The organism is Mesorhizobium sp. LSHC420B00 (genome assembly GCF_000503055.1).
GTDB lineage: Bacteria > Pseudomonadota > Alphaproteobacteria > Rhizobiales > Rhizobiaceae > Mesorhizobium.
The window spans coordinates 203,771-221,713 of sequence record NZ_AYVY01000010.1 but is presented as its reverse complement, the minus strand read 5'-3'; the positions used below and the strand labels follow the sequence as shown (position 1 = coordinate 221,713).

The window sequence follows — 17,943 nt, the reverse complement described above, 5'->3', positions numbered from 1 at the left end:
GAATGCGGCGCCCCCTAGATTTCATGCGCCGCTTGCGGCCGGCCGAGCATTGCGGCCTGCCGCCTCAGAAGAAACCGCGATACGGAATGGTTCGCGGCGCTTTTCTTGCCGTGGTGGCGACGCTCACAGCCTCGGCGCTGGCCGGAGCGCCGCAACCGGCGGGGCTTGCTACCAGCCGCACCGATCTGACGCCGAAGGATCTGGCGCGCGTCATCGCCATTACCAGGCCGACCAGCGATTTCTCCAAGCCCGAGCAATTCGAGCTAATGCAGGGCGGCGCCGGCACCTCGAAGAAGGACGTCAACAAGGACGCCTTCTCGCAATCCTCTGCCAACATCAGCTTCGAGGAAGAGGGCACCTTCAAGCTCGGCAACGCCATCTTCCGCAAGAACTGGGTGTCCTCGCCATCCTCGACACAGGCCTCGGATGGGCTCGGTCCGCTGTTCAATGAGCGCGCCTGCCAGAACTGTCATCTGAAGGACGGCCGCGGCCATCCGCCCCAAGGCGACAGCGGCACCACCTCGATGTTCCTGCGCCTGGCAAGGCAAGCCAGTACCGAGGAGGAGGAAGCCGCGCTCGCCGATCACAAGGTGCTCAACTTCCCCGACCCGGTCTATGGCACGCAATTGCAGGAATTGGCGGTACCCGGCCTGCAGGGCGAGGGCAGGATGCATGTCGACTATCAGGACGAGAAGGTGAAATTGGCGGATGGCAGCACGGTGTCGCTGCGCAAGCCGAGCTATTCGGTCGAGGGCCTCGCCTACGGGCCGCTCGACCCGCACACCACGCTGTCGCCGCGCATGACGCCGCCGATGATCGGCCTCGGCCTGGTCGAGCAGATCGCTCCTGCCGACATCCTTGCGCGTGCCGATGCGGCCGACCGCGATGGTGACGGGATTTCCGGCAGGCCCAACATAATACGTGACGGCAGCAGCGGTGAACTGACGCTCGGCCGTTTCGGCTGGAAGGCGCAGGCGGCATCGATCCGCCAGCAATCGGCGGACGCTTTTGCCGGTGATATCGGCATTTCGACGCCCGAGGTGCCGAAGCACTGGGGCGATTGCACCTCCGGAGAAAAGACCTGCCTTGCCCTGCCTAACGGCGTGCAGGAGCGCCTCGGTCCGGTCGAAGCGCCGCCGCCGATCATGGACCTCGTTACCTTCTATTCGCAAAACCTTGCCGTGCCGGCCCGGCGCGGTCTCGACAGACCGGACGTGCTCGCCGGCAAAAAACTGTTCTACGATATGGGCTGCATCTCCTGCCATACGCCGAAATTCGTCACCCGTCGCGGCACCCCGAATAAGGCGCAGGCCTTCCAGCTGATCTGGCCGTATTCCGATTTCCTGCTGCACGACATGGGACCAGGCCTTGCCGACGGGCAGGCGGTGGGCGAGGCCACGGGAAGCGAATGGCGCACGCCGCCGCTGTGGGGCATCGGGCTCACCCAGACCGTCAGCGGCAACACCTTCTTCCTGCATGACGGGCGCGCGCGCAGCCTGGCCGAGGCGATCCTGTGGCATGGCGGCGAGGGCCAGAAGGCGCGTGACCGCTTTGCCGCCGCTGATGCGGCCGATCGCGATGCGCTGATCAAATTTCTGGAGTCGCTCTGATGCCGAAGCGTCTTGCGCTTGCGCTCGCTCTGCTGGTCCTCAACGGTGCGCTGCCAGCATCCGCGGCGGTGAAGGCTTCGGATGTGATCCAGCGGGCGACCGACGGCTTCGTCCGCCCGGCCTATGCCAGGCTGCATGACCATGCGGACAGCTTGGCGAAGATCATGCACGCGCTTTGCCAGGCGCCCTCGCAAGACAATCTCGATGCGGCACGCGCCGAATTCTCGGGTGTCGTGGATGCCTGGTCGGTGGTGGAAATCATCCGTTTCGGGCCGATCTCCGAAAACAACCGGCTTGAGCGCATGCTGTTTTGGCCGGACCGCAAGAGCATCGGCCTGAAGCAGGTGCAGGCAGCACTTGCCGGCAAGGATCCGACAGCCGCCGATCCGGCCCAGCTGGCGACAAAGAGCGTCGCCATGCAAGGGCTCGGCGCACTGGAATTCGTGCTCCATGGTGACGGCGCCGATCAATTGGCCGGCAGGGACGCCGCCTATCGCTGCGCCTACGGTGCGGCCATTGCCGGCAATATCGAGGCAATCGCCGGCGAGGTCAGCGATGCCTGGACCAAGCCCGACGGTTTTGCCGCGCTCTGGGCCAATCCGGGTCCGCAGAACGCGCTCTATCACGGCGGCACCGAAGCGGTGACCGAACTGGTCGGCGTCTTCATCAACGAGCTGAAAATGGTGCGCGACGTGCGCCTGAAAGGCTTCCTGGGCGCCAAGCCGGAGGCCGACAAACCGAAACAGGCGATCTATTGGCGCTCGCAAAACACCGCCCGCTCGCTGACCGGGAACCTGGCGGGCATGGACGCGCTGTTCCAGGCCTCGCAGCTTGGCGACGCGCTGCCGCCCGATGCGCGCTGGATGGCGGAATCGGTTCACATCCAGCTCACCAACGGGATCGAGGCGGCCAAGGCGATCAGGGGTCCGATCGACAAGGCACTTGCCGATCCGGCGCTGCGCCGCAAGCTCGATTATTTCTCGCTGGTGACATCCAGCCTGACGACCCTGATCGGAACCAGGCTGACCGCCGAATTTGGCCTGACCGCCGGGTTCTCGTCACTGGACGGCGACTGATCATGAGGACGCCGCTGATCGATCGGCGCGATTTCCTGAGGGCCGCAGGCGCTGGTTTCGTAGCGGCGATGGCGCCGTCGGCCTGGGCAAAGACACTCGACGCCGACGCGGTCTTCGCCACCGCTTTCGTCAAGCGCGACGGCAGCTATGGCGCGGCCGTCCTGTCCGAGGCCGGCAAGTTGCTGCACACGATCGATCTGCCCGATCGGGGCCACGACGTTACTTTCGACCCGGTGTCGAAGCGGTCGGTGGTGTTTGCCAGGCAGCCGGGCACCTTTGCTGTCGTCTTCGACCATACCGGCCGCGATGAACCGCAGACCATTGCCAGCGTTGCCGGCCGACATTTTTTCGGCCATGGCGTGTTCTCGGCCGACGGCACGCTGCTCTACGCCACCGAGAACGATTTCGACAATGCCGCCGGCGTGGTCGGCGTCTATGACGCGCATGCGAAATTCAAGCGCATCGGCGAGTTCCCGACCTACGGCATGGGCCCACACGAGCTTTTGCTGCTTTCCAATGGCAGGACGATTGCTGTGGCTAATGGCGGCATCGAGACGCATCCGGATTATGGCCGCGCAGAGCTCAATATCGCAACGATGAAGCCGTCCTATGTTCTGGTCGACCGCCTTACCGGCGATCTCACCGAAAAGCACGAATTGCCGCCGGCGCTGCACCAACTGTCGATCCGCCATATGGATGCCGACCGGTCCGGCACCGTCTGGTTCGGCTGTCAATACAGGGGGCCGGGTACCGATCGTCCCCCGCTGGTCGGCCGCGCGCCGCGCGGCAAGGACTTGCAATTGCTCGACATGTCGCAAGACGTGCTCTCCGGCTTCAGGAACTATATCGGCTCGGTCGCCGCCAACCCTGCCGCCGGCACCATCGCCGTGTCTTCGCCTGAGGGGAATTCGCTTGCCGTGATCGACACCGCCAGCAGCCGCATCGTCGCTACCAAGGCGCTGGTCGAGGTCTGTGGCGTGGCGCCCGATGGGAAAAGCTTCATGGCGACGACGGGCGCCGGCGAAATTGTCGAGGGCGGTGGCACGATCCGTTCCGAGCCGGACTATGTCTGGGACAATCACGTGCTGCGTATCGAGCAGATCGGCTAATCCTGGCAACGGTTTGTGGCAGTTGCGTTCGTCGAAACTTACCTTCTTGGACCCACACTCCAAGCAAGTCGCCTGAAGATTTGTGGATATTCCCCTTGCGGGGATCAGCCTTGGCGGGCAGAGGGAGGCTGCTTTCGAAACTGTCTCAACCGGGCGCTTCATGAAGTTGCTTGCCATCGACTGTGCCGCCAATCTCTGCGCCGCCTGCGTCTACGACGCGGCGGCCGGGAAAGAACTCGGCCGTTCGGTGCTCGATCTCGGCAAGGGTCATGCCGAGCATCTGATGGGTGTCATCGAAGGGGCGTTGAAGGCGGCCGGAACGGACTTTACCGGCCTCGGCGCCATTGCCGTTGCGACCGGTCCGGGCTCCTTCACCGGTCTGCGCGTCGGCGTCTCGGCGGCGCGCGGCCTTGCGCTGGCGCTGAAAATCCCCGCGATCGGCGTGACGACTCTGGAGGCGTTGGCCGCAGAGGCCGCAGCGATATTTCCCCGCCGCGCCGTGCTCGCCGCGCTCGATGCAGGCCGCGAGGAGATCCATGCGGCGCTTTACGATGAGAGGTCGGTTCTGATCTATGGTCCGGCTGTGACCACGCTCTCGCAAGCCGCAGCCATGGCGACCGACATCTCTCCGGTTCTGGCGGGCACGGCGGCAACCCAAATTGCCGCGGCGGCCGGGCGCAGCTTCGATCTCGGCGGGACGGCGGCCACCGCCGACATCGCCGTCTATGCCCATCGGGCCGCAGCCAAGGGCGAGGGCGAAAAGCCGAAACCGCTCTATCTGCGCGGCGCCGACGCCAAGCCGCAGGCCGGCTTTGTTTTATCGAGGCAAAAAAACTGATGCGCATTCCGTTCCTCCAGCCGCGCCGCAGGGACTATGCGCTCGAGCCGCTGACAATTGCCGACAGCGCGGCCATGTCGGTGCTGCATCGCGAGGATTTCGCGCGGCCGTGGACCGACGACGAATTCGCCGCACTGCTCGAGCAGGACACCGTGTTCGGCTATGCCGCGCGCGAGACCGGACAGGGCGCCAAGCCGCCGGTCGGCTTCGTGCTGGCGCGGCTGGCGGCCGGCGAGGGGGAGGTCCTGACGGTCGCGGTGGCACGCTCGCATCGGCGCCGGGGGCTCGGCTGGCAATTGATGGATGCGGTGCTGCGCGAATTGCACGCACAGCGCGCCGAGGCACTTTTCCTCGAGGTCGACGAGACCAACGTCGCTGCGATCGCGCTCTATCGGCGGCTTGGCTTCCGCGAGGTCGGCAAGCGCGCCAACTATTACAAATCGCCGGAACACGGCCCGACCGGCGCGCTTGTCATGCGCCGCGATCTTCGCTAGCCAAACGCCGGGGTGGTGCGGATGATCGGAAAAATCAGGATTTTCCTGGCGCTGGGGCTGGTTGTCGTCGGCTCATTGGTGCTTGTGCCGCTGCAGGTCCTGTCGATGAGGACCGGGCTCTGGCGCGAGACCTTCATCCTGAAGATCTGGCACAGGATGATCGTCAGGGCGCTGGGGCTGCGCATCCATGTCAAGGGGGCGCTGTCCGGCCAGCGCCCATTGCTGATTGCCGCCAACCACATCTCCTGGACCGACATCATGGTACTGGGGTCGATGGTCGACGTGACGTTCATCGCCAGGGCCGACATGGCCGGCTGGCCGTTGATCGGCATGCTGTCGAAGCTGCAGCGCACTGTCTTCATCGAACGTGAGCGCAAACGTTCGTCGGGCGACCAGGCGAGCGAGATCGCCGGCCGCATGGCTAAGGGCGACGCCATGGTGCTGTTTGCCGAAGGCTCGACCGGCGACGGCAACATGATCCTGCCGTTCAAGAGTACGCTGTTCGGCGCCGCTACAATGGCGATTGCGGAAGGGGCGGCCGAACAGGTCTTCATCCAGCCGGTGGCGATCGTCTATACGCGCCTGCATGGCGTGCCGCTCGGCCGCCGGCATCGGCCGGTTGCCGCCTGGATCGGCGATGAAGAGCTGATGCCGCATCTGAAGGTGCTGATGGCCGAGGGCGCCCTCGACGTCGAGGTGCATTTTGGCGAGGCGATTGCTTTCTCCAAGGGCTCCAGCCGCAAGGAAACGGCAAAGCAGATGGAACGCCAGGTGCGCGAGATGGTACAGGCGGCTCTCGCCGAACCGCGCCCAAGCCGGTAAGCCGCGCAGGTTCCGGCCAGATTCGTCTGTTTTTTGTCAGGGAAAGGCGCTAGAAGCCGCGAAATGGAATTGAACACGATAGAACGCGACGACATCGGCGCTGCCGCCGAAAACCTAGTCGTTCTGCCTGCCGCGACCAGAAAGGTCTTCGTCAAGACCTATGGCTGCCAGATGAACGTCTACGATTCGCAGCGCATGACCGATGCGCTGGCGGCCGACGGCTATGCCGCGACAGACGCTATCGGCGAGGCCGATCTGGTGCTGCTCAACACCTGCCACATCCGCGAGAAAGCGGCGGAAAAAGTCTATTCCGAACTTGGGCGCATCCGTGAGTTGAAGGCCGAGCGTGCAAGGGCCGGGCGCGAAATGCTGGTCGGCGTCGCCGGCTGCGTGGCGCAGGCCGAGGGTGCCGAGATCATCCGCCGCTCGCCGGCCGTCGACCTGGTCATCGGCCCGCAGACCTACCACCGGCTGCCCGGTGTGCTGGCGAGGGCGCGGAGCGGCGAAAAGATCGTCGAGACCGACTATGCCGTCGAGGACAAGTTCGAGCATCTGCCGCAGCCGAAGCGCGCCGAACTGATCACGCGCGGCGTGACGGCGTTCTTGACCGTTCAGGAAGGCTGCGACAAGTTCTGCACCTTCTGTGTCGTGCCCTACACACGCGGCTCGGAAGTCTCGCGGCCGGTGGCACAGATCGTCGCCGAGGCCGAGCGCCTGGCGGATGCCGGCGTGCGCGAGGTGACGCTGCTCGGCCAGAACGTCAATGCCTGGCATGGAAGAGGTGAAAACGGCGCAGAATGGGGCCTTGGCCGGCTGCTGTTCAGGCTGGCCGAGATTCCGGGCCTGGCGCGTCTGCGTTACACAACCAGTCATCCGCGCGACATGGACGATGAATTGATCGCCGCCCATCGTGATTTGCCTACGCTGATGCCCTATCTACATTTACCGGTGCAATCCGGCTCCGACCGCATACTCAAGGCGATGAACCGCAGACATATGGCCAATGACTATCTGACGTTGATCGACCGCATCCGTGCCGCACGGAACGACATTGCGCTGTCGGGCGATTTTATCGTCGGCTTTCCCGGCGAGACGGAAGCCGATTTCGAGGCGACCATGCAGTTGGTCCAAGACGTCAACTATGCCTCGGCCTTTTCGTTCAAATATTCGCTGCGCCCCGGCACGCCGGGCGCCGAGATGAGTGATCACGTGCCGGAGGCCGTCAAGGACGAGCGCCTGCAGCGGCTGCAGGCGCTACTGCTGAAACAGCAGCAGGATTTCGGCGCAAGCCTGATCGGCAGGACCATCGACACGCTGATCGAAAAGCCGGGCCGCCAGGCCGGTCAGAAGGTTGGCCGCTCGCCCTGGCTGCAGCCGGTTATTGTTGATGAAATGGCCGGCGAAATCGGTGACATTATCCAGGTACGAATCACGAAGACGGGCTACAACAGCCTGTTCGCCGAATTGGCCTGAAGGTCTCGGCAGATGAGGAGAGACGGTTGAGCGCTGCTGAAGTGAAGAACCTGCCCCAGAACCTACCCTCGGGGGCCTCGGATATGGCGCACATCGTACTGACTTTCGACAACAACAAGCTTGCCAGCGCCCTTTACGGCCAATTCGACGAGAATCTGGCCAGACTCGAGCAGAAGCTCGGCGTCGACATCCGCTCGCGCGGCAATCAATTGACCATCAAAGGCTCTTCCTCGGCGGCCGAGCAGGCACGCCGCGCCTTGGACAATCTTTACGGAATTCTGCAGAAAGGCACCGATATCGGCCAGTCCGATGTCGACGGCGCTGTGCGCATGGCGATCGCCGCCGACGACCAACTGACGCTGCCGACACTGGAGCGCAAGGGCAAGGTGTCTGCCGCCCAGATATCGACGCGCAAGAAGACGATCTATGCCCGCTCGCTGAACCAGGACGCCTATATGCGCGCGCTGGAGCGGTCGGAACTCGTCTTCGGCATCGGCCCGGCCGGCACCGGAAAGACCTATCTGGCGGTGGCGCATGCGGCAATGCTGCTCGAACGCGGCATGGTCGAACGCATCGTGCTGTCGCGCCCCGCGGTCGAGGCCGGCGAACGGCTTGGCTTTCTGCCGGGTGACATGAAGGAGAAGGTCGATCCTTATCTGCGGCCGCTCTATGACGCGCTCTACGACATGATGCCGGCCGACAAGGTCGAGCGGGCGATTGCCGCCGAGGTCATCGAGATCGCGCCGCTGGCGTTCATGCGCGGCCGTACGCTGGCGCACGCTGCCGTCATCCTCGACGAGGCGCAGAACACCACGCCCATGCAGATGAAGATGTTCCTGACCCGGCTCGGCGAGAACTCGCGCATGATCGTCACCGGCGATCCGACCCAGATCGATCTGCCGCCAAACACCAAGTCCGGCCTGGTCGAGGCGCTGAGAATCCTCGACGGCGTCACCGGCATGGTGACGGTCCGCTTCAACGAAGGCGACGTCGTCAGGCATCCGCTGGTCGCCGAGATCGTCAAGGCCTACGACCGCGACGGCAAGCTGGCCAGGGGCTTGGGTGTCGAAGGCTGATATGATTATGCGGCCGCATGGCTGAGGAGCAAAAGGCGGGGGGGCCGCTTCCCGTCGAGATCGATATCGCGATCGAGGCCGGAGATTGGCCCGCCGAGACGACGCTGACGCGGCTGGTCGACCATGCCGTCTCGGCCGCCTTTGCCGAAACCGGTGCGGACGGGCGTTCCGAGCTCAGCATCCTCTTTTCCGACGATGCCCATATCCGCACGCTCAATGCCGGCTGGCGCGGCAAGGACAAGCCGACCAACGTCCTGTCTTTTCCGGCTTTTCCGTTTGCCCGGGGCGGGCCGCTGCCGCCGATGCTCGGCGACATCGTGCTGGCCGCCGAGACGGTCGCGCGCGAGGCGGCACTGGAAGACAAGCCGGTCGAGGACCATATCTCCCATCTCCTTATCCATGGCCTGCTGCATTTGCTGGGCTACGATCACGAAACCGACGCCGAAGCGGAACTGATGGAAGCGACAGAGCGCGCAGCACTTGCGAGGCTTGCCATTCCCGATCCCTACACGTAATTACAAAAGATCAATTGACCGGACGATGATGAACGACAAACCAGAGACTGCCGCCCGCCCCGATGCCGGCAGTGCGATCAAGCCTTCCGAAACGACGGAAGAGGGCTCGAGTCCGAGTACCACGACCGGCAGCTTCGCCAGCGAGGCATCGCCTGCCGGTCCTTCCCTGTTCGATCGCGTGCTCGGGCTTTTCAGGCACCGCAACGGCACCAGCCTGCGCGAGGAGATTGCCGGTGCGCTTGCCGAAACGGCGAGCGATGCGGAATCCTTCTCGCCCGGCGAACGCGCCATGCTCAACAATATCCTGCGTCTGCGCGAAGTGCGCGTCGAGGACGTCATGGTGCCGCGCGCCGACATCGAGGCGGTCGAGATCACCACGAAGCTGGGTGATCTTCTGGGGCTCTTCGAACAGTCCGGCCATTCCCGCATGCCGGTCTATTCGGAGACGCTCGACGACCCGCGCGGCATGGTCCATATCCGCGACGTGCTGGCGCACATCACCAAGGTCGCCCGCGTCCGAAAGGGCAGGACGACCAGGAAAACCGCGGTCGCAACGGTTCTCGATCTCGCCCAGGTCGATCTGGCGTGCACCATCGGCGATCTCAACCTGATCCGACCGGTGCTGTTCGTGCCGCCGTCGATGCTCGCCTCCGACCTGATGGGGCGGATGCAGACGACGCGCACCCAGATGGCGCTGGTCATCGACGAATATGGCGGCACCGACGGCCTCGTCTCGCTCGAGGATATCGTCGAGATGGTGGTCGGCGACATCGAGGACGAGCACGACGACGACGAGCCGATGATCACCCAGGCCGGCGAAGGCGTCTTCATCGTCGACGGCAAGGCCGAGATCGACGATGTCGCCAAGATGATCGGCGAGGATTTCGCCGCCGGCGAGCACGGCGAATATGTCGACACGATCGGCGGCATGATCTTCAACACGCTTGGCCGGGTGCCGGCGCGCGGCGAAGTGGTGCAGGCCATACCCGGCTTCGAGTTCCATGTGCTCGACGCCGACCCACGCCGCGTCAAGCGCGTGCGCATAGTCGAAACCCTGAAGGGCGAGCGCCGCCGCCGCGCCGCCCGCACCGAGCAGGCTTGAAGGACGCGGCTCGCCCGATGCCGATTGAGGACCCGTTCAAGCACTCGACACTGGGCTCCGGCGTCTTCTACCAGGATCCGCGGGCCGCATTGACATGGCTTGAAAAGGCTTTCGGCTTCGAGCCGAGCATGGTGGTCAGCGATACCGATGGCAGGCTCGTCCATTCCGAGATGCGGTTCGGCGACGGCTATATCATCATCGATTCCGAATGGGCCGACCATATAGCCAGCCCGGCTTCAGTTGCAGGCAAGAACACGCAGTCGGTCCATGCGCGCCTCAAGGACGGGATAGATGCCCACTGTGATCGTGCAAGGGCGGCGGGAGCCGAGATCGTCGAGGAGCCTGCCGACCAGTTCTACGGTGAACGGCAGTACAGGGCGCGCGATCCTGAAGGCCATGTCTGGACCTTTTCCCAGACTGTCCGCTCCGTCCCACGCGAAGAGGCTGAGCGGCTGGGCGGACTGAAGATCGAAGGCTGGCATCGATAGCTATGAGCGGACTTGTTCGCTCTTATCCGGTTTGGAGCCAAGGCCGCGGCCTGATAAATCTTGCTTCCTGATTCGCACGACTCGGAAGCATAGATGGAGCGCCAGGCCGGCCGGATAATTCTGCTTTGGGGCTGGCGGCGCGCGCTGGTGGCGTTTCTTGCCGGCGCGCTGGCGGTTCTCGCTCAGGCGCCTTACGATTTCTTCGCCGTCTGTTTCGTTTCGTTCCCGCTGCTGGTGTGGCTTCTCGATGGCGCGACCGGCGAAGCCTCGGACGGTTTTCTGCGACGCTTGCTGCCGGCTTTCGCCATCGGCTGGTGGTTCGGTTTCGGCTACTTTCTTGCCGGTCTGTGGTGGGTTGGCTCGGCGCTTCTGGTCGAGGCCGACAGCTTCGCCTGGGCCTTGCCGTTCGCGGTGGTTGGCATCCCCCTCGCGCTGGCCTTCTTCTATGGCTTCGCCGCCCTGGTTGCCCGGCTGTTGTGGAGCAATGACATCGGCCGCATCGCCGCGCTCGCCTTCGGCTTTGCGCTGGCGGAATGGTTGCGCGGCTTCCTGTTCACCGGCTTTCCCTGGAATGCCGTCGGCTATGCGGCGATGCCGGTGCCTTTGCTGATGCAGAGCGTGTCGGTGACCGGCATGATCGGCATGAATGCGCTTGCAGTCTTCGTCTTTGCACTGCCGGCCCTGCTTGCGGCGCGCCGGCATCTTCGCCTCGGCGTGGCATTGCTTGTCGTTCTGGTCGTTGCCCATGTCGGCTTCGGCTATCTCAGGCTCGCCGCCCCCGAAAAGCCGGCCGCCCGCAGCCTCGACGTCCGTATCGTGCAGCCTGCCGTCGACCTCACGGAAAAATGGGATGCCTCGGTGCGTGACCGCATCTTCGCCACCATGATGGGGCTTTCGGCCAAAGCGCCGGAACCCGGCCATGACAGGCCGCAGTTGATCCTGTGGCCGGAGACCTCCGTGCCGTTTCTGTTCACCGAACGTCCGGATGCCTTGCCTGCCATCGGAGAGATGCTCGGCGATGGCCAGATGCTGGTCGCCGGCGTCGTTCGCGAGGAAGGCGGCTCGGCGACCGGAAGCCGTTACTACAACTCGGTCGTGGCGATCGACGAAAGGGGCGAAATCGTCGATGCCGTCGACAAGGTTCATCTGGTACCGTTTGGTGAATACCTGCCTTTCGCCGATCTGCTCGGCCGCTTTGGGCTTGAGCAGCTTGTCGCCGGCCCAATGACCTTCGCGGCCGGCAATGAGCGGCACCCGATCACGCTGCCCGGCGGCATCCGGGCGCTGCCGTTTATTTGCTATGAGGTCATCTTTCCCGATCTGGTCGCGGTTGACGCCACGTCAGCCGAGCTTATTGTGAACGTCACCAATGACGCCTGGTTCGGCGACACGCCAGGGCCGTACCAGCACTTCAGGCAGGCGCAGATCCGGGCGGTGGAGAATGGGGTGCCCCTGTTGCGCGCGGCCAATAACGGCATTTCGGCCGTTGTCGACCCGCGAGGACGCATCGTCGACGCGCTGGCTATCGACGCACGCGGCGCCATCGATGTGCGTGTGCCGATCTCCAACCAAGCCATCGTTTCCTCCGGCCAACGACGCATTAACGGAATGCTGATCATGTTTTTGCTTGCCGTTGCGGCATGCATTTTGAACGTAAGGCAAAGGCTACGGGCGAATTGACAGCCGACACATTAGAAACTCATACTGTAAGCGCCTGAAAATTCTCGAAGTCGATAAGGTCGTTCTGTTGGGGCACGGGCCGCGGCGTCGTTTGGGCAGCAAAATAGAAAAAGCCGGAAAAATTCGGCGAGGAAAAAATGACAGAAGAAAACAAGAAAAAGCCGAATCCGATCGACATCCACGTCGGAAGCCGCATCCGGCTTCGCCGCAATATGCTGGGAATGAGTCAGGAAAAACTGGGCGAAAACCTCGGCATAACGTTCCAGCAGATCCAAAAGTACGAAAAAGGCACCAATCGCGTCGGCGCCAGTCGTTTGCAGGCAATCGCCTCGATACTCGGCGTTCCCGTCGCCTTCTTTTTCGAGGATGCGCCCGGTCAGGAGGCCGTGGGCAACCGTGGATTTGCCGAGGATGCGTCGATGACCTCCGCCGTCGAATTCTGCGGCAGCCCGGAAGGCCTCCAGCTGAACCGCGCCTTCGTCAAGATCGCCGACGTGAAAGTGCGTCGCAAGATCATCGAGCTTGTGAAGTCGCTCTCCGTCGACGAGGTCGATTGACTGGCCGTAGCCGGGCATGCAATTTCTCGTGGCTGAGTGCACCGTGGGATGTGCATTCCGCAGATGCGCCGACGCGCGGATCGATTTTGCTCGACATGCTTCCACGAAACCGTTCTCTTCAGCCTGTGAGTGCAAGAGATGAGGGTAGTGCGCCCTGCCGCCGTCTTCTGGACGCAAAGATAATAACGTCAAAATTCATGCTAGAACGGCTGCACGACTTGACGAGCGGCGCCCGGCACCGTTAACAACTGGCGCGCCAAAATCGGCGGCCTGCCGATATTTTTTCAAGAGGGGACACCCGTGACGCGGCACAATTATTTCTTCACCTCGGAATCCGTTGCCGAGGGCCATCCCGACAAGGTCTGCGATCGTATCTCCGACGAGATTGTTGATCTCGTCTACCGCGAGGCCAGAAAGACCGGCATGGACCCGTGGAAAGTCCGCGTCGCCTGCGAGACGCTCGCGACGACCAATCGCGTTGTCATCGCCGGTGAAGTGCGCGTCCCCGAGACGCTGCTCAAGAAGGACAAGGAGGGCAACGTCCTGAAGGATGCGGCCGGCCATCCGATTGTCAACCCGGCCAAGTTCAAGTCGGTCGCACGCAAGGCAATCCGCGAAATCGGCTACGAGCAGGCCGGCTTCCACTGGAAGACGGCCAAGATCGAGGTCCTGCTGCACGGCCAATCGCCGGATATCGGCCAAGGCGTCGACAACGCTTCCGACCGGCAAGGCGAGGAAGGAGCCGGCGATCAGGGCATCATGTTTGGCTATGCCTGCCGCGAAACGCCGGACCTGATGCCGGCGCCGATCTATTACAGCCACAAGATCCTCGAATTGCTGGCCGCTGCGCGCCATGAGGGCAGCGGTGATGCCGGCAGGCTCGGGCCGGATGCCAAGAGCCAGGTGACAGTCCGCTATGTCGACGGCAAAGCGGCGGAAGTGACGCAGATCGTGCTGTCGACCCAACATCTCGATGAGACGTGGGATTCGAAGAAGGTGCGCAACGTCGTCGAGCCCTATATCCGCGAAGCACTAGGCGACCTGAAGATCGCCGACAATTGCAATTGGTACATCAACCCGACTGGCAAGTTCGTCATCGGCGGACCTGACGGCGACGCCGGCCTGACCGGCCGCAAGATCATCGTCGACACCTATGGTGGGGCTGCGCCCCATGGCGGCGGCGCCTTCTCCGGCAAGGACACCACCAAGGTCGACCGCTCGGCCGCCTATGCGGCGCGCTATCTCGCCAAGAACGTGGTTGCCGCGAAGCTTGCCGATCGCTGCACTATCCAGCTTTCCTATGCGATCGGTGTCGCCCAGCCGCTGTCGATCTACGTCGACCTCCACGGCACCGGCAAGGTCGACGAGGCAAAGCTCGAGCGTGCACTGCGCACCGTGATGGACCTGTCGCCGTCCGGCATCCGCCGCCACCTCGATCTCAACAAGCCGATCTATGCCAAGACGTCGTCCTACGGCCATTTTGGCCGCAAGGCCGGCCGCGACGGATCCTTCTCCTGGGAGAAGACCGATCTCGCCAAGGCGCTCAAGGACGCTCTCGCCGAACCGGTCGCCGAAGCAGTCGCCGCCTAACCGCGGCGCCTATGGACCCGAAGGGCCGGCCAAGCCGTGCGACCGAGGCGTTTTTCGGTCGCCGGCGCGGCAAAACCATTCGACCGCAGCAGGCGGCGGCGCTGGAGAGCGGCTTCGCCGCCTACAGGCTCGATCTGACGGTTGAACCGCCAGCCGATCTGCCCAGCCTTTTCGAAGCCGAAGTTTCCGCTGTCCAGCTCGAAATCGGTTTTGGCGGCGGCGAACATCTTCTGCACCGTGCCACGGCCGGCCAGGCGACCGGCTTTATCGGCGTCGAGCCTTTCGTCAACGGCATGGCCAAGATGATGATGGCGGTCCGGGAGCGGCCGCTTGCTAATCTGCGCGTCTATGACGACGACGCCACACGCCTGCTTGACTGGCTGCCGCAGGCTTCGCTTGACGGCATCGACCTTCTCTACCCGGATCCGTGGCCGAAGAAGAAGCACTGGAAGCGGCGCTTCGTCAGCCCGGTCAATCTCGACCGCTTCGCGCGCGTCCTGAAGCACGGCGGAAAGTTCCACTTTGCGTCAGACATCGACAGCTATGTGAACTGGACGCTGCTGCATTGCCGGGCGCATGGCGCCTTCACGTGGCAGGCAAACGAAGCAGCCGACTGGCGTCGGCCCTATGATGGCTGGCCGGGGACGCGCTATGAGGCCAAGGCCATTCGCGAGGGCCGACGGCCCGCCTATCTCACCTTTGTGCGGAAATAGCAGGAAGTCCGAGCTGAGCGGCCGAAGGCTCTCCTGTTCACTTGGCTTAGAAGCGGCGGATTTTATCGAAGGCTGCCGGCTCCATGCCCAGATTGCGCAGATCATTCGCACGCGGCTTGCGACCGTTTTCCACAGCACGCGACGCTGCTACGGCGCTGCCAAACACGCTAAAAAAGTCGCCTATGGCTGAAAAAAATCCACGATTGTTCATGATCGGATCCTTCCGAGCGTAGTGAGCGCTCCAATTGTGCAATGCAACATAGATAGTCGTGCGTTGCCGGTGCTCAAAGGAGGATTATTGCATGGGCGCCATGCATTTGGCGCAGCGCTGCGGACTCGGAGCCTTGCCGTCATGCACGACGGGCTTGAAACGACGGCCACGATCGTCTATATCAGCTTCAAATTCTTGGTCGGTATGACGAAGAGTGGGTCCACCCGGTCCCGCTCTTTTTTATTACCTGGCGGCCAAGCAGGAATCGAACGACAGGGACCGAATGACAGTGACGGCAAGCGAAGGCGACGACCGCATCATCCGCGAAAGCGGCATCGATGCGCGCATCGCGCTGATCGTTCAGCCGGTACTGCGCGCCATCGGTTTCCGCTTGGTACGTGTGCATCTGTCGGGCCAGAACGGGCTGACGCTGCAGATCATGGCCGAGCGCGAGGACGGCACGATGACTGTCGAGGATTGTGAAGAGGTCAGCCGGGCAGTATCGCCGGCGCTCGATGTCGATGATCCGATCGAGAAGGCTTATCATCTCGAAGTGTCGTCGCCGGGCATCGACAGGCCGCTGGTCCGCAAATCGGACTTTGCAGCCTGGACCGGCCATCTGGTGAAGATGGAAACGTCGGTTCTCGTCGCCGACCGCAAGCGCTTCAAGGGCAAGATCGCCGAAAGCGACGCGGACGGTGTGCTGATCGAGCGCGACAAGGCCGCTTACGGCGAGGAGCCGACGGTGCGTGTTCCCTACGATGCGATTGCCGAAGCGCGGCTGGTTCTGACCGATGATCTTATCCGCGATGCGCTGTCGAAGGATAACCGGGCGCGCAAGGAAGCCAGAAAACGCCGCGGCGAACCCGAAGACGCACCAGAGGGTGCGGAAGACGAAACCGAACAGGAAATGTGATTGGGCTGCCGGCCGTAAGGTCGGCAACAAGCTCGGGAGAAAGAAGATGGTTGTAAGCGCCAACAGGCTTGAACTGCTGCAGATCGCCGATGCGGTCGCGCGTGAAAAGTCGATCGACAAGTCGATCGTCATCGCCGCTATGGCCGATGCGATCCAGAAGGCCGCGCGCTCGCGCTACGGCCAGGAAACCAATATCCGGGCCGATATCAATCCGAATACCGGCGAGATGAAGCTGCAGCGGCTGATGGAAGTGGTCGAGAAGGTCGACGACTACGCGACGCAGATTGCCATTTCCTCGGCGCGCGAGCGCAATCCGGACGCCCAGCTCGGCGATTTCATCGCCGAACAGCTGCCGCCGATGGATTTCGGCCGCATCGCCGCCCAGTCGGCCAAGCAGGTCATCGTGCAGAAGGTGCGCGAGGCCGAGCGCGACCGGCAATATGACGAGTACAAGGACCGTATCGGCGAGATCGTCAACGGCACCGTCAAGCGTGTCGAATACGGCAACGTCATCGTCGATCTCGGCCGCGGCGAGGCGATTATCCGCCGGGACGAGCTGATCCCGCGCGAAAACTATAAATATGGCGATCGCGTCCGCGCCTACGTCTATGACGTGCGCCGCGAACAACGCGGCCCGCAGATATTCCTGTCGCGCACCCATCCGCAGTTCATGGCGAAACTGTTCACCATGGAAGTGCCGGAAATCTACGACGGTATCATCGAGATCAAGTCGGTCGCCCGCGATCCGGGTTCGCGCGCCAAGATCGCTGTCATCTCCCGTGACAGCTCCATCGATCCGGTCGGTGCCTGCGTCGGCATGCGCGGCAGCCGCGTCCAGGCGGTCGTCGGCGAATTGCAGGGCGAGAAGATCGACATCATTCCGTGGTCGCCCTCGGCCGCGTCCTTCATCGTCAATGCATTGCAGCCGGCGGAAGTCGCCAAGGTCGTGCTCGACGAGGATGCCGAGCGCATCGAGGTCGTCGTCCCCGACGACCAGCTGTCGCTGGCCATCGGTCGCCGCGGCCAGAACGTCCGTCTTGCCTCGCAGCTCACCGGCTGGGATATCGACATCCTGACCGAGCAGGAAGAGAGCGAACGGCGCCAGAAGGAATTCGTTGAACGGTCGTCGCTGTTCATGGAAGCCCTCGACGTCGACGAGATGGTCGGCCAGGTGCTCGCTTCCGAAGGCTTCACCAGCGTCGAGGAGGTCGCGTATGTCGATTCCGGCGAAATCGCGTCGATCGACGGCTTCGACGAGGACACGGCTTCGGAGATCCAGACCCGCGCCCGCGAATATCTGGAGAAGATCGAAGCCGAGCATGACGAGAAGCGCAAGGCGCTCGGCGTTAAGGACGAGCTGCGCGAGATTCCCGGCATCACCACCGCCATGATGGTGACGCTTGGCGAGGACGGCGTGAAGACGATCGAGGATTTCGCCGGCTACGCCGCCGACGACCTGACCGGCTGGAAGGAACGCAAGGACGGCGAGACGAAGGTATTCCCGGGTGTGCTCGCCAACCACGGCGTGTCGCGCGCCGATGCCGAGCAAATGGTCTTGGCCGCTCGCCTGAAGGCTGGCTGGATCACCGAAGACGAGCTTGCCGCCGAGGGCGTGCCGGCTGACGAAACCGTCGGTGCGTGAGGTGAAACCGCATCGCACCGAACCCGCCCTT

The 17,943-nt window shown here is 63.3% G+C and carries 18 protein-coding genes; 17 read left to right on the top strand and 1 reads right to left on the bottom strand.

Annotated features, from left to right (window positions below; translation table 11 throughout):
• The first annotated feature begins 2 nt into the window (after positions 1-2).
• From X760_RS56500 to X760_RS56430, 15 genes are all read left to right on the top strand, one after another.
• Entirely contained in the window at positions 3-1,610 is a 1,608-nt protein-coding gene (locus tag X760_RS56500; protein ID WP_023719580.1) for a di-heme oxidoredictase family protein, read from the top strand.
• Entirely contained in the window at positions 1,610-2,686 is a 1,077-nt protein-coding gene (locus X760_RS56495; protein ID WP_023719579.1) for an imelysin family protein, read from the top strand. Before X760_RS56500 ends, X760_RS56495 begins: the two co-directional genes overlap by 1 nt.
• A 2-nt stretch (positions 2,687-2,688) precedes the next feature.
• Entirely contained in the window at positions 2,689-3,795 is a 1,107-nt protein-coding gene (locus X760_RS56490; protein WP_023719578.1) for a DUF1513 domain-containing protein, read from the top strand.
• A gap of 160 nt (positions 3,796-3,955) precedes the next feature.
• Positions 3,956-4,633, top strand: coding sequence for a tRNA (adenosine(37)-N6)-threonylcarbamoyltransferase complex dimerization subunit type 1 TsaB (gene tsaB, locus X760_RS56485; RefSeq protein WP_023719577.1), 678 nt, complete (start codon positions 3,956-3,958; stop codon positions 4,631-4,633).
• Positions 4,633-5,127, top strand: a complete 495-nt coding sequence (gene rimI, locus X760_RS56480; RefSeq protein WP_023719576.1) for a ribosomal protein S18-alanine N-acetyltransferase — start codon at positions 4,633-4,635, stop codon at positions 5,125-5,127. The genes tsaB and rimI overlap by 1 nt, the downstream gene beginning before the upstream one ends.
• A 21-nt stretch (positions 5,128-5,148) precedes the next feature.
• A complete protein-coding gene (locus X760_RS56475) occupies positions 5,149-5,949 on the top strand; it encodes a lysophospholipid acyltransferase family protein (protein ID WP_023719575.1) in 801 nt (266 codons plus the stop codon).
• 63 nt (positions 5,950-6,012) lie between these two features.
• On the top strand, positions 6,013-7,422 hold the full coding sequence (miaB, locus tag X760_RS56470) for a tRNA (N6-isopentenyl adenosine(37)-C2)-methylthiotransferase MiaB (protein ID WP_023719574.1): 1,410 nt from the start codon (positions 6,013-6,015) through the stop codon (positions 7,420-7,422).
• 26 nt (positions 7,423-7,448) lie between these two features.
• On the top strand, positions 7,449-8,498 hold the full coding sequence (locus X760_RS56465) for a PhoH family protein (RefSeq protein ID WP_036244869.1): 1,050 nt from the start codon (positions 7,449-7,451) through the stop codon (positions 8,496-8,498).
• A 17-nt stretch (positions 8,499-8,515) separates the two neighbouring features.
• Positions 8,516-9,013 carry an rRNA maturation RNase YbeY gene (ybeY, locus tag X760_RS56460; RefSeq protein ID WP_023719572.1) on the top strand — a complete coding sequence of 166 codons (498 nt, stop codon included), beginning with the start codon at positions 8,516-8,518 and terminating at the stop codon, positions 9,011-9,013.
• A 28-nt stretch (positions 9,014-9,041) separates the two neighbouring features.
• On the top strand, positions 9,042-10,115 hold the full coding sequence (locus tag X760_RS56455) for a hemolysin family protein (RefSeq protein ID WP_023719571.1): 1,074 nt from the start codon (positions 9,042-9,044) through the stop codon (positions 10,113-10,115).
• A 17-nt stretch (positions 10,116-10,132) separates the two neighbouring features.
• Complete coding sequence (locus X760_RS56450) at positions 10,133-10,603, top strand: VOC family protein (RefSeq protein ID WP_023719570.1); 471 nt, start codon at positions 10,133-10,135, stop codon at positions 10,601-10,603.
• Positions 10,604-10,696: 93 nt separating this feature from the next.
• Entirely contained in the window at positions 10,697-12,283 is a 1,587-nt protein-coding gene (gene lnt, locus X760_RS56445; protein WP_023719569.1) for an apolipoprotein N-acyltransferase, read from the top strand.
• 137 nt (positions 12,284-12,420) lie between these two features.
• Entirely contained in the window at positions 12,421-12,840 is a 420-nt protein-coding gene (locus X760_RS56440; protein WP_023719568.1) for a helix-turn-helix transcriptional regulator, read from the top strand.
• Between the two features lie 300 nt (positions 12,841-13,140).
• A complete protein-coding gene (gene metK / locus X760_RS56435) occupies positions 13,141-14,430 on the top strand; it encodes a methionine adenosyltransferase (protein ID WP_023719567.1) in 1,290 nt (429 codons plus the stop codon).
• An 11-nt stretch (positions 14,431-14,441) separates the two neighbouring features.
• Entirely contained in the window at positions 14,442-15,143 is a 702-nt protein-coding gene (locus tag X760_RS56430; protein ID WP_023719566.1) for a tRNA (guanosine(46)-N(7))-methyltransferase TrmB, read from the top strand.
• Positions 15,144-15,189: 46 nt separating this feature from the next.
• Here X760_RS56430 and X760_RS74820 read toward each other — a convergent pair whose 3' ends face one another.
• Complete coding sequence (locus X760_RS74820) at positions 15,190-15,354, bottom strand: hypothetical protein (RefSeq protein ID WP_023719565.1); 165 nt, start codon at positions 15,352-15,354, stop codon at positions 15,190-15,192.
• A gap of 283 nt (positions 15,355-15,637) precedes the next feature.
• Here X760_RS74820 and rimP point away from each other — a divergent pair, with 283 nt between their 5' ends.
• Together rimP and nusA are read left to right on the top strand one after the other, a co-directional pair.
• Complete coding sequence (rimP, locus tag X760_RS56425) at positions 15,638-16,270, top strand: ribosome maturation factor RimP (RefSeq protein WP_023719564.1); 633 nt, start codon at positions 15,638-15,640, stop codon at positions 16,268-16,270.
• Positions 16,271-16,316: 46 nt separating this feature from the next.
• Positions 16,317-17,912 (top strand): transcription termination factor NusA, encoded by a 1,596-nt coding sequence (nusA, locus tag X760_RS56420; protein WP_023719563.1) that lies wholly within the window; start codon positions 16,317-16,319, stop codon positions 17,910-17,912.
• The last annotated feature ends 31 nt before the right edge of the window (positions 17,913-17,943 follow it).

What these genes read in the sequence shown, in the direction of transcription:
- X760_RS74820 (WP_023719565.1), bottom strand. Translation starts at nt 15,354, where the DNA reads ATGAACAATCGTGGATTTTTTTCAGCCATAGGCGACTTTTTTAGCGTG.
- rimI (WP_023719576.1), top strand. Translation starts at nt 4,633, where the DNA reads ATGCGCATTCCGTTCCTCCAGCCGCGCCGCAGGGACTATGCGCTCGAG.
- rimP (WP_023719564.1), top strand. Translation starts at nt 15,638, where the DNA reads ATGACAGTGACGGCAAGCGAAGGCGACGACCGCATCATCCGCGAAAGC.
- lnt (WP_023719569.1), top strand. Translation starts at nt 10,697, where the DNA reads ATGGAGCGCCAGGCCGGCCGGATAATTCTGCTTTGGGGCTGGCGGCGC.
- tsaB (WP_023719577.1), top strand. Translation starts at nt 3,956, where the DNA reads ATGAAGTTGCTTGCCATCGACTGTGCCGCCAATCTCTGCGCCGCCTGC.
- miaB (WP_023719574.1), top strand. Translation starts at nt 6,013, where the DNA reads ATGGAATTGAACACGATAGAACGCGACGACATCGGCGCTGCCGCCGAA.
- X760_RS56440 (WP_023719568.1), top strand. Translation starts at nt 12,421, where the DNA reads ATGACAGAAGAAAACAAGAAAAAGCCGAATCCGATCGACATCCACGTC.
- X760_RS56500 (WP_023719580.1), top strand. Translation starts at nt 3, where the DNA reads ATGCGGCGCCCCCTAGATTTCATGCGCCGCTTGCGGCCGGCCGAGCAT.
- X760_RS56450 (WP_023719570.1), top strand. Translation starts at nt 10,133, where the DNA reads ATGCCGATTGAGGACCCGTTCAAGCACTCGACACTGGGCTCCGGCGTC.
- X760_RS56475 (WP_023719575.1), top strand. Translation starts at nt 5,149, where the DNA reads ATGATCGGAAAAATCAGGATTTTCCTGGCGCTGGGGCTGGTTGTCGTC.
- X760_RS56455 (WP_023719571.1), top strand. Translation starts at nt 9,042, where the DNA reads ATGAACGACAAACCAGAGACTGCCGCCCGCCCCGATGCCGGCAGTGCG.
- X760_RS56495 (WP_023719579.1), top strand. Translation starts at nt 1,610, where the DNA reads ATGCCGAAGCGTCTTGCGCTTGCGCTCGCTCTGCTGGTCCTCAACGGT.
- X760_RS56430 (WP_023719566.1), top strand. Translation starts at nt 14,442, where the DNA reads ATGGACCCGAAGGGCCGGCCAAGCCGTGCGACCGAGGCGTTTTTCGGT.
- nusA (WP_023719563.1), top strand. Translation starts at nt 16,317, where the DNA reads ATGGTTGTAAGCGCCAACAGGCTTGAACTGCTGCAGATCGCCGATGCG.
- ybeY (WP_023719572.1), top strand. Translation starts at nt 8,516, where the DNA reads ATGGCTGAGGAGCAAAAGGCGGGGGGGCCGCTTCCCGTCGAGATCGAT.
- X760_RS56490 (WP_023719578.1), top strand. Translation starts at nt 2,689, where the DNA reads ATGAGGACGCCGCTGATCGATCGGCGCGATTTCCTGAGGGCCGCAGGC.